Source organism: Lawsonibacter sp., from assembly GCF_022777125.1.
In the GTDB taxonomy this organism is placed as follows: Bacteria; Bacillota; Clostridia; order Oscillospirales; family Oscillospiraceae; genus Lawsonibacter_A; species Lawsonibacter_A hominis.
Map to the genome: position 1 here is coordinate 1 of NZ_JALFGV010000087.1, position 9739 is coordinate 9739.

General features: G+C 58.4%; 13 protein-coding genes and 1 pseudogene. All 14 read right to left on the reverse strand.

Annotated elements, in window-relative coordinates:
* A partial coding sequence (locus MR825_RS07390; protein ID WP_441328111.1) for a plasmid mobilization protein occupies nucleotides 1-162 on the reverse strand: 162 nt, incomplete at its 3' end.
* Nucleotides 159-323, reverse strand: coding sequence for a hypothetical protein (locus MR825_RS07395; RefSeq protein WP_186908274.1), 165 nt, complete (start codon nucleotides 321-323; stop codon nucleotides 159-161). The genes MR825_RS07395 and MR825_RS07390, both read right to left, overlap by 4 nt.
* 10 nt (nucleotides 324-333) lie before the next feature.
* Nucleotides 334-1095 carry a hypothetical protein gene (locus MR825_RS07400; RefSeq protein ID WP_287879886.1) on the reverse strand — a complete coding sequence of 254 codons (762 nt, stop codon included), beginning with the start codon at nucleotides 1093-1095 and terminating at the stop codon, nucleotides 334-336.
* 137 nt (nucleotides 1096-1232) lie between these two features.
* The gene (locus tag MR825_RS07405) at nucleotides 1233-1601 is read right to left on the reverse strand and encodes a cysteine-rich VLP domain-containing protein (protein ID WP_021659245.1); all 369 of its coding nucleotides are present in this window, start codon (nucleotides 1599-1601) and stop codon (nucleotides 1233-1235) included.
* A gap of 4 nt (nucleotides 1602-1605) precedes the next feature.
* Nucleotides 1606-1782 (reverse strand): hypothetical protein, encoded by a 177-nt coding sequence (locus MR825_RS07410; protein WP_287879890.1) that lies wholly within the window; start codon nucleotides 1780-1782, stop codon nucleotides 1606-1608.
* Nucleotides 1779-2558 carry a DUF4366 domain-containing protein gene (locus tag MR825_RS07415; RefSeq protein WP_287879893.1) on the reverse strand — a complete coding sequence of 260 codons (780 nt, stop codon included), beginning with the start codon at nucleotides 2556-2558 and terminating at the stop codon, nucleotides 1779-1781. Before MR825_RS07415 ends, MR825_RS07410 begins: the two co-directional genes overlap by 4 nt.
* A gap of 2 nt (nucleotides 2559-2560) precedes the next feature.
* Nucleotides 2561-2815 (reverse strand): DUF4315 family protein, encoded by a 255-nt coding sequence (locus MR825_RS07420; RefSeq protein ID WP_007491255.1) that lies wholly within the window; start codon nucleotides 2813-2815, stop codon nucleotides 2561-2563.
* Nucleotides 2816-2829: 14 nt separating this feature from the next.
* Nucleotides 2830-4668 carry a C40 family peptidase gene (locus MR825_RS07425; protein ID WP_287879899.1) on the reverse strand — a complete coding sequence of 613 codons (1839 nt, stop codon included), beginning with the start codon at nucleotides 4666-4668 and terminating at the stop codon, nucleotides 2830-2832.
* Entirely contained in the window at nucleotides 4649-7024 is a 2376-nt protein-coding gene (locus MR825_RS07430) for a VirB4-like conjugal transfer ATPase, CD1110 family (RefSeq protein WP_353845873.1), read from the reverse strand. The genes MR825_RS07425 and MR825_RS07430 overlap by 20 nt, the downstream gene beginning before the upstream one ends.
* Nucleotides 6960-7328: a PrgI family protein gene (locus MR825_RS07435; protein ID WP_287879901.1), complete on the reverse strand. Its 369-nt coding sequence runs from the start codon at nucleotides 7326-7328 to the stop codon at nucleotides 6960-6962. The genes MR825_RS07430 and MR825_RS07435 overlap by 65 nt, the downstream gene beginning before the upstream one ends.
* The gene (locus MR825_RS07440) at nucleotides 7328-7903 is read right to left on the reverse strand and encodes an MT-A70 family methyltransferase (RefSeq protein WP_441328112.1); all 576 of its coding nucleotides are present in this window, start codon (nucleotides 7901-7903) and stop codon (nucleotides 7328-7330) included. The genes MR825_RS07435 and MR825_RS07440 overlap by 1 nt, the downstream gene beginning before the upstream one ends.
* Nucleotides 7900-8670: a DNA-methyltransferase gene (locus tag MR825_RS07445; RefSeq protein WP_287879903.1), complete on the reverse strand. Its 771-nt coding sequence runs from the start codon at nucleotides 8668-8670 to the stop codon at nucleotides 7900-7902. Before MR825_RS07445 ends, MR825_RS07440 begins: the two co-directional genes overlap by 4 nt.
* A 13-nt stretch (nucleotides 8671-8683) precedes the next feature.
* Entirely contained in the window at nucleotides 8684-9550 is an 867-nt protein-coding gene (locus tag MR825_RS07450) for a VirB6/TrbL-like conjugal transfer protein, CD1112 family (RefSeq protein WP_287879906.1), read from the reverse strand.
* A gap of 11 nt (nucleotides 9551-9561) precedes the next feature.
* Nucleotides 9562-9642 (reverse strand): annotated as a pseudogene (locus MR825_RS07455) (Maff2 family mobile element protein); the annotation flags it as partial.
* Nucleotides 9643-9739 lie beyond the last annotated feature (97 nt).

Consider the following 9739-nt stretch of genomic DNA (forward strand, 5'->3'; position numbering starts at 1 on the left):
TGACAGGTCAACGTGGAGCACATACCCATTGAGGGCCATTTTCCGCATATAGGCTCCCATGTTGCGGATGCCCGCCTCGGCCATGCGTTCCCGGATCAGCGCCTGCTCTTCCTCAGACACCATTACATGGAGATGGATGGGGCGGCGGCGTTTCTTTGTCACCGCTCCTCCCGTTCCAGGCTCCGGCAGACGCGGGGCGGCTCCTTTACCTTGTCCAGCGCCTTTTCCCGTTTCGGGGGCTGGGCAGGGATCGGCGTATTGAATACCCCGGAGAGCCGCAGGGCCTCCTGGTTGGCAAAATCCTGTTCACGCTTCTTTTCCATAACAGTTCTCCTATCTGTCACCCCGGTCAGGGGCTTTCTTTTTAGGGCCGTCCGGGGCCCGCTGCTCCTGGGCCTCCCGTTGGGCCGCTTTCAGTTGTTCGGCAATCGGGGGCTGGTGTTTGGCCTCCTTGTGAGCCCGCGCCACTTCCAGGCGTTCAATGCTGTGGACACGAACGGCCAGTTGCTCCGGGGTGATGTATTCTTTCACCACATAACTGCCGAAGTCAGGGTAAAACCATGTCAGCCGTTTCTGATCCGGGACACGGTGAGCATCCTCCCATTTCCCCACCACCTGGGCCTGGGCATCCATCTGCCTCCGAATGTCCAAATTTTCACGGGCGGGCCGAAGCTCATAGTCCTGCATTTCCCGATCTGTCAGGGGATGGGCATAGATGATGGCTCCCCACGCCTGGAACGACTCACCGGGCACTTGCTGTCGGGTAAAGTACAAATCCATGTGGACAGGGCGGTTAAAGTAGCTGTTCGGGTAAGTGCCGATGTCGATGGGCCGCTGGGTGGAGTAGTATTTGTAGGTTTCCTTATCCGGGGCCTGCTCTATCTCAAACACATGATAGCGCCGCTGATAGTTCTCTGCCCGATTGTGCAAATCCCGTTCCGCCATATCGGGCTCGTTGTGGTAGTGGCCCCAAAAGAAGTCGCGGTGTCCGTCCTGCTCATTGAATTGCCATGTCACATAGGGGTTAGGGACCTTGGGGTTTTCGCCCAGCACAAAGCCGCATTTGTTATCAAACAGGATCGTGCAGCGGATCACATAGCCTTGATTTTCTTCCAGAATAACACCTCCTTGATGTTGACAGCATCCGGGCCAAACAGGGGCAGGCCGTAGAAACACACGGCCCACCCCAAAAGCGGCCCCGAAAAGCCTTGTAATCAGCGGGTTTCGAGGGCCTAATTGTCAACGCCCCAGCCCCGCCTTTTCCGCATATATTCCCGCTGTTGGCGGCGGTGGGCTTTCTTTGCACAGGCCGCCGAGCAGTAAGCCTGCCGCCGATCCGGGGCAACGGGCCCGCCGCAGATAGGGCAAATCTTAAAATCCGGCCTGGGCCCCTCGGTCAAGAGGGCGGCCTCCAGCGCCGGATCGAGGGGCAGCACCGCCTCCCGAAAGTAGCGGCACAGCGCCCCCGTCCAGCATTTCCCCAGCATATAGCACTCGCAGTCCAGGGGCAGGCAGCCGCACTCCCGATCATAGTTGGCACACCATTTTGTTACCAGGGCTCGGATCGCCCGTTTTTCCTCGCGCGTCAGTTCACGGGCCAAGCCGTCACCTCCCGCCAGCCGGGGCCCACATAAGCTCCCGGTAGCAGGACACGCAGCCGATCCCGCGCCAGTAGGGACACCCGGAACACCGGGAGCCCCTAGGCGGCTTTGCCGGGGTCGGAGCCTGGGGGCGGGGCTTCTGCTGCATCATCTTTTCATAGGGGCTGTTGGTAAACCTCATTTGTCCGCCTCCTCTCCGTCCTCGTCCTCCTCGTCCCAGGGCGGGCCGTCATCGTCATCGTCCCCGTAGCCATCCGGCTCGTCATAGTCCGTGAGCTCGTCGCCGTAGTCCTCCTGGGGCGCGGCGGCTTTCTGCTGTTTGGGGCGCAGCACCTTGAAATAGAACGCCGCTCCGCCGCCCACCAGGGCCACAGCCAGCACCGCCAGGAGCATCCCCGTGTTGCCGCTCGTTTCCGGCTCGCCCTCCTCCGGGGCGGGCTCCTCGGTTTCCGTGGGCTCCGGCTCCGGCTCAACACCCACGCACTTGTTCATATTGACAGAGCAGACGGCACAATCCGTATTGACGGCCCCTGCCTCGCATTTTTCAGAGCAGGAGCACACCGCCTGTTCCACGCCAGCGGCCTCCGCCGCAGCCAGCAGATCGGCCTCGTCCACAACGCTGAAAAAGTAGGTTTCGTACTGTTCGCCCTCTTCGTCCACGGGCTTGTCATAGTCAATGACGATATAGAACGTGTTGCCGCCGCTGGTCTGGACGGTAATAAACTGCTTGTTGGTGTGCTCGTCATAGAGCAGATCGCGGGTCACAAGGTTGCCCTCTTCGGAAAAGCCCTCGCCGGGCTTAATGGTGGGCTCCGGGGCGGGAGTTTCCTCCGTCATGGTGGGATCGCCGTAGTCCGCGCCCTCGCCGCCGTCCGCGTAAGCATACGCCGGGACGCTAAAACCGCATAAAAGAACGACGGCGCAAAGCGCCGCCGCCATCACCCGAAAGCGTTTCATCTTCAATTTTCCTCCTTTCCGCCGTCCTCGGACTTCTGGACACTTTGTCCAGAGGTACCGCCGTCCCGGAGCCGCTGGAGCACCAGGGGCAGCTCCTCCAGGGAAACGCTCATGCCCCGCACAATGTCCACGATCTCCTCGTTTTCCGCCTCCCGGTGCTTTTGCTCCAGCTCTTTCAGCCGGGCCTGCTGTTCGCTGATTTTGGCCTTGACCTTATCAATCTCGGCCTGGATTTTTTGGCTTTTGCTTGCCGCCATAGATAACCTCCTTGTCAGGGTAAACGCCCGTAGGCGTAGAAATGAGATTGCCAGTAGCTTGTATTCAGGTTTGCATATTGGATGGGATCGCCACAATGGATCATCATCCCGTCCCCCACATAGATGCCACAATGGGACACGACCGCCGTGTCATAGGTGCCGACAAAGAACACCAGATCGCCGGGGCGGGGTGCGCTGGTGGGGGTGCAGATGTTATAGAGCCCCTGGGCTCCCAAGCGGCCCACATTCCAGCCGGAGTGATTGATCACCCAGGACACAAAACCGGAGCAGTCAAAGGACGTGGCCGGAGAGCTGCCACCCCACACATAGGGATAGCCCAGGTATTTCTCCGCCTCGCCTAAAATGGCCGCAAAGGTTTCATCGTCCAGATATTCCACCGGCACGTCATAGTCAGCGGGCGGGTTTGTGATGTATTTCCCCACATAGGCTGACTCCGGGAACAGATCGGGCCTGTTCCCCAGGGTGGACATATAGAGGGAGTAACGGGCCATTTGTTCCTCGCCCATCATTTCCAGGGGCAGATGGGAAAGGTTTTTGTTTTCCAGCGTGACATAACAGATGTACCAGGAGTAGGGATCGCCGTCGCTGTCATACCGGGTTTCCCGCACCACGCGCTCCGTCAGGATATACTGGCGGTCAAAGAGGTTTTCCAGGGTGCCCTGCACCTCGTCCGCCGTCCATTCCCCCTCATGGAGCACACAGAGGATAGAGATCAGCACATAGGGATCGTGCTCGATCTCGTCCAGATCAAAATGGTATTCGTCATAGCTGTGGGTGGCGGTATAGGCGTCCAGGTAGTTTTGCAGCTCGGCCTCCATGCCGGAATAGCGCACCTCCACCACCACATCCTCGGTCAAAATGTACTGGCGGTCAAAGAGCATTTGGAGCGTCCCCCGCACCTCGCCCAGCGTCCACTCGCCCTCATGGAGCGCGCAGACGATGGACAGCAGCACATAGGGATCGTGTTCAATGGTGTCAAGGTCAAAATAATATTCGTCATAATCGTGGGTGCGGGTGTAGGTGTCGAGGTAGCGTTGCAGCTCGTCCTCCAGAGCGCAGTAGGCGGCCTCCGCCCCCAGTAGGTCAGCGTCCTCGGCGGCATAGGTAGACGCGCCGATGGCTCCGGCCACGCCGTTGCCCACCGTTACCAGCGAGGACATACACGATTGCAGCACCACCAGCAGAAGAAACGCCGCCAGCAGCAGGAGCAACCCGCCGGGATGTTCCTTGATGTAGGCGGACACCTTTTCCGTCAGCTTGCCCGTGACGGACGCCGTACCCTCGGCGGCCTTGGCGGTCTGCCTGGCAGCCTCCCGCGCCTGCTTTGCGTACTGGCGCTTGATCTTCTGTTTTTGCAGATACCGGGACACCGCGCCGCTCTCCTGCATTTCCGGGTGTTCCTCCACGGTCTTGCGGTAGTAATAATCCGCCGTGGCCTTAATGTGCTTGCTCTCCACACGCTCCACCGCCTTTGCCGGGTGTTCCCGGATGGCCTTGCGGAGCTTGCGCCTGCCAAAGCGGTACACGGACTCTGCTGCCAGCTCGGAACGGTGTGCGCCCTCTGTGCCGACATTTTCATGCTCGACCTCATAGAGTTTGCCATGCACAAAGCCGTGGACACCGTGTCCGGCGGTATGGGCAAGGCGCTTGACCGCACCGGGCTTTTTCGGCGGCTTCTGCTTTGCCAGCTTCTCCCGGGCGGCATCCAGCTTTTCGCCCCGCTTTTCCATGCGTAGCTTACTGGCGGCTGTCTGCTCCTGTTGGCTTTTTGGATGGAATTTGGACTTTGGGACTTTTTGTCCCGAAGTGGGGTTACTCGTCTGTTCGCTCATGGGCAAGATCCTCCGGGCGGGTCGTCAGCAGGTCATAGATCTCCCCACGGGGGAAACGGTCTACAAACGGGATGGTGACATTTCCATAGAACAGCAAGCCCTCGCCGGAATTGGAGTGCGTAATATAGGAGAGCTGATGCTCGGAAATGCCAAGCTGCTTTGCCAAAATTGCACGGTCGCTCTGCGCCTGCGACAGCAGCACCATGAAATCCGTGTTGTCCAGAATGTTCTCAATCTCACGGCTGGCCAGCAGGTCTTTCACATTCTGCGTCAGCGCCGAGGGGACGCAGCCCTTTTTGCGGAGCATTTTCCAGACCGCCACAAAGTAGCTGGCAGTCAGCGGATCACGGAGCAGGATATGGAACTCGTCAAAGTAGCACCATGTCGCCACGCCCTCGGCATGGTTGGCGTTTACCGCCGCCGTGACAAATTCATTGGTGGTGTGCATGGCGATTTTGCGGAGGTTTTCACCCAAGCCCTTTAGGACAATGCAGACCACACGGGAATTGAGGTCAACATTCGTGGGATGGTTGAAAAGGTTGAGAGAGCCTGTGCAGTAAAGCTCCAGCGCCGTCGCCACCCGCCGCGCCTCCGGCTCGGGCTGGCGCAGCAGCTCCTCATACAGACCTTGCAGCAGCGGCGTTTTGGCCGTTTCCAGCCCCAGCGCCATTTCCCGGTAGACCAGCCGCACACAGCGGTCAATGACGGTTTTCTCGATGGGCTGCAAGCCCTCCTTGCCGCCCACGATCAGCTCACACAGGGACAGCAGAAAATCCGCCTTCATGGAAAGCGGACTGTCCTCGTCATTGATATTCATTTGCAAGTCCATAGGCGAAATGTGGTGCGGGCTGTCCGGGGCGATCTCAATGACCTGCCCACCCAAGCGCCGCACCAGCGGGGCATATTCGCCCATCGGGTCAACCACGATGATGCGGTCATTGGTAGCGAGGAACACATTGATCAGCTCACGCTTTGCGGCGAAGCTCTTGCCGCTGCCCGTAGAGCCGAGGTACATTCCGTTGGCGGATTTGAGCTTTTTGCGGTCAGCCATGATGATATTGTTGGAAAGGGCGTTCATGCCGTAGTAAAGCGCCTGCCCGTCCATACGAAGCTCCCGGGTCATAAAGGGAATGAAAATGGCGGTAGAGCTGGTGGTCATGCCCCGCTGGATCTCAATGCCGTTATAGCCCAGCGCCAGCGAGGACACAAAGCCCTGCTCCTGCTGCCAGTCCAGACGGCGCAGAGCGCAGTTGTATTTCTGTGCGATGCCGCTCACCGTGAACACATCGTTTTCAAGGCGCTGCCGGGTGGGAGCGAGGTTCACCACCGTAAAGGTCAGCAGGAACATTCGCTCGTTGCGGCTTTGCAGGTCGGAGAGCAGCTCGGCGGCGTCCTTGGAAAAGGTAATGAGGTCAGGCGGCAAAATCTCCATATCGTACCCGGCACGGACGGCCTTTTTCTGTTCCTCCGCCTTCATGCGGCCTATGTCAGAGATCTTTCCCTTGATCGTCTTAATGGCCTTGAGTTGGTCTACCGTCTGAATGTGCATGGTGACGGTCAGCTCGGCGTCCAGTTCCAGAATTTCCGCCAGCAGCTTATCGGAAAGCTCCGATGCCATGATCTGCAAATAGGACGCCGCGCCCCACATCTGGCCGACACGGAAAGTCCGGCTCTGCCGAAAGTCGAAACTGTCCGGGGCGATGTAGTCCTTTGTCCCCATGCCCGTCTTGGGAATGTCTTTCCACGCAAAGCGGAACGGCTCACGCCCGCCGGGATGCATCTGCCCATGCAGCACCGCCAGCCGATCCCGGCCATCCAGCGGGCGGGACTGGACGCCCAGCCGTTTCAGATTGCCCATGACATCCGCCTCCACGCGCCCCAGCCGGGGACGCGCCTCCGCCACGCCCTCGGCGGGCAGGCCAAAGGTGATGTACTTATACCGTTCAATGCCGTTATTGCTCTTGGCAATCTGGCCTTTGAGCATTTCTACATACTCGCCCCGGATGCTGTTGAAGTCATCCTCCTGCGCCGGGATATTCACTTTGTAGCGGTTGGCGTTCCGGCTGCGGCGGTTGACAAAGGAAAGCTGGAACGGCAGAGAGCTGTCAAAATAATTCAGGCACGCGCTCCACCCGCTGATAATGGCAGTCTGATCCTCCGTGGACGCTACGGCATAATTGATGTCCTCATATTCCAGCGTCTTTGTGTAAAGCCCGCCGGGGAGCTGGCAGATCCCGTCCGGGTGCATGGCGATATAAGGAATGGTCTGCTGGGCGGACAGCGCCCGGTGCTTATTTGCGTTTTTCTGCTTTTTTGCTTTGCTCAATAGGCTCCTCCTTTCGCGCAAATGGGGCATAGATATTTTCCGTTCGGTACGGTCGGATGCCGGGGCGGGTAAACTTGACCCGGATGATGTTGCGGATCACCTTTTCAAAGGGTAAGCCATCCTTTTCGTACATCGCCAGCAGGAACGCCGGGAGCATGATCGTCAGCATAGTGAACAGCGCCCCGGTGTTGCCGATGGCCTGCCGGGTCAAAAGGTAGGTAGGAACGCCGATAGCAGCTCCAAGGCCAAAGCAGATAAGCTGGCGCTTGGTTAGGTTGAACGCGATCTTTGTCTTGATCTTGGAAAGGTCGTTCGGGACATTCACATAGGGCATCAGTCTGTCACCTCCAGTTTGGGACAATTTGTCCCAAAGTCCGGGATCGTCGGCTCCACCTCGTTGCCCCATACATCCCAGCCGGGAGAGGTCTGCCTTGCGAACAGCTCCACGCGGGGCAAATCGCCCATGAGGGCAACGATCTTATCACGGGTTTCATCCGGCTTTTTGCTGTGGGCTTCGATGGGCGAAATGATAAACTGGTGAATGTCGGCGGCCTGCCGCTTCGGATGTCCCTTGGTCGCCAGCAGGCAGATCTCGGCGTTCGCCCTCGTCCAGAAGCCCAGCCCATAAAACCAGCTATCCGCCTTTTTGTTCTTTTTGAGCCAGACGAACGCAACGGATTTATAGGTGAAGCCCCACGCACGGATGAGCCGCAGAGCCTCCGGGAGCTGGGGAAAGGTCGCCCACATGAAAAGGGCGCTGTCCTTGGCCGCAAGCTCGGCCACAGGCAGCGCACACAATTCATCAATGCTCATGGTGGGGTAGTGATTTTCCGCCGCGCCCTGTACTTTCTTAGCCGAGTAGCGCCACGGGGGATCTGCGTAAATAATGGGGTATTTTTCGATAGCTATTCTCCTTTCCCGCCCTCGGCCACGGCCAGCCGCGCCTGCTCGATGCGCTGGGCGGCGATTGTGTAGATGGAGGGGGCATTTTCAAAGCAGATGAAGCGGCGGCCTGTGTTCATAGCGGCAACGGCAGTCGTGCCGCTGCCCGCGCAGATGTCTGCCACCACCGCTCCTTCGTTGGTGTAGGTCTTGATGAAATACTCGCACAGCTCCACGGGCTTTTGCGTGGGATGGATGCCGCCCATCACCGTCGGCACGAACAGCACATTTCCCGGATAACGCCGCCCATCGCTGGACTCTGAGCCTGTCCGTTCAAACTTGCCGTAGTTGGTACTGCATCCGCTGCGGGGATTGGTCTTGCGGTACGGCTCCCCGTAGGTGAATTGCGGATGGTACACCGGGGACTTCTGATAGAACACCAGAATGTTCTCGGACTTTTTCAGCGGCGCACGGTTGGCATTGAGAAAGCCTGTTGCCCGGGACTTGTACCACACCCACTCATAGCGGAGCATGGCGAGGTTGGATGCGCCCAGCACCTTATCAAAGGGGCATTGAGCGAAAAACAGGATGGCTCCGTTGGGCTTCACCGCCCAGCGCACTGCCTCCCACAGCTCCGGGAGCGGCAGCGGCACATCCCAAAAGTTCCGGGTCGTACCGTAGGGCGGATCGGTCAAGAGCATATCCACGCTATGTTTTGGCAGAGAGCGCAAGCCCTCGATCCCGTCCATAAGGTGCAGCGCATCCAGCTTTGGGACATTTTGTCCCAAGGTCATATTCATCCCTCCTTTAATGTGCGCTGAACACGCTGCGGGCGATGGAGCCAGTCTTGAAAAGGCAGAAGCAGAGCAGCACGGAATAGCCCATGCAGCCCCATATCGCGCCGATGGGGTCGCCGCTTGTAGCGATGCCCTGTATCAGCACCGCATAGATGGCAACGCAGACGAGGATCAATAGCCCTTGAAAGCCCACGGCAAACAGGGACTTCAAATAGTTCTGCCCGGTGCTGCCAAGCTCCCGGTTAGAGAGCGTGGCAACGGGGATGGGCGCTAAGCTGGTCAGCAGGTATATTTCAATCATGCGGCCATAGACGATGACGAAAATCACGATATTGATCGCCCACATGGTCACATGAATGAGCAGGGATTGCAGCCACAGCCCCAGCAGAGAGCCAAGCCCCAGCGTTTCCAGCGTGGTCTCCAAGTCGGCAAGCATGGCCTCCGAAATGTCCGTTGAGCCTTGCACGATCCCGGCTGCCCGGGCGATAACGCTTTGGGACACATCAAACACGGCCATGACGATATTGAAAGTGTTGGACAAAATCAAAATGGCGCAGGCCGTTTTGAATATCCACTTGAAAAAGATCCAGTAGTCCAGATCATGCAGGTTGTTCTTCTCGATAATGAGCTGGATCAGCTCATAGGTGGCAACGAAGGTGAGGATCAGACCGGCAATCGGCAGTATCACCGTTTCAGAAAGCTGCCGGATCAGGGAGAACACCCCGGCGTTCCATGCCGCCGGGGTAGTTCCCACTTGCACCGCAATCTCTCCGACACGGGAATTGACCGTATCAAAAAGCCCTGTGAGGTTGCCCATGATCCCCTCGATCAGCAGCTCTTTTAGCCAGTCTGTCAGCCAGTCGGTGAGAAATCCCATGCCTTACGCCCTTAAAACAGGGTGGACAGCAGAGGGATCAGGGTCGTACCCAGCACGATGATGCCGCCGCCCGCCATGAGCTGTTTCATCCCCAATTAGGTGTAAAAACTCTGCTCGATGGCGGGCGGCGGCGTACAAAAAATCTATATGGTGTTGTTAAGAGAACCGTCCCGGCGGGACAGGTCAGGC

Bases quoted from the DNA above. Each gene is read 5' to 3' on its own strand.
- MR825_RS07395 (WP_186908274.1), bottom strand. From the start codon at position 323: ATGGAAAAGAAGCGTGAACAGGATTTTGCCAACCAGGAGGCCCTGCGG.
- MR825_RS07410 (WP_287879890.1), bottom strand. From the start codon at position 1,782: ATGAGGTTTACCAACAGCCCCTATGAAAAGATGATGCAGCAGAAGCCC.
- MR825_RS07415 (WP_287879893.1), bottom strand. From the start codon at position 2,558: ATGAAACGCTTTCGGGTGATGGCGGCGGCGCTTTGCGCCGTCGTTCTT.
- MR825_RS07420 (WP_007491255.1), bottom strand. From the start codon at position 2,815: ATGGCGGCAAGCAAAAGCCAAAAAATCCAGGCCGAGATTGATAAGGTC.
- MR825_RS07425 (WP_287879899.1), bottom strand. From the start codon at position 4,668: ATGAGCGAACAGACGAGTAACCCCACTTCGGGACAAAAAGTCCCAAAG.
- MR825_RS07430 (WP_353845873.1), bottom strand. From the start codon at position 7,024: ATGCCCCATTTGCGCGAAAGGAGGAGCCTATTGAGCAAAGCAAAAAAG.
- MR825_RS07435 (WP_287879901.1), bottom strand. From the start codon at position 7,328: ATGCCCTATGTGAATGTCCCGAACGACCTTTCCAAGATCAAGACAAAG.
- MR825_RS07445 (WP_287879903.1), bottom strand. From the start codon at position 8,670: ATGACCTTGGGACAAAATGTCCCAAAGCTGGATGCGCTGCACCTTATG.
- MR825_RS07450 (WP_287879906.1), bottom strand. From the start codon at position 9,550: ATGGGATTTCTCACCGACTGGCTGACAGACTGGCTAAAAGAGCTGCTG.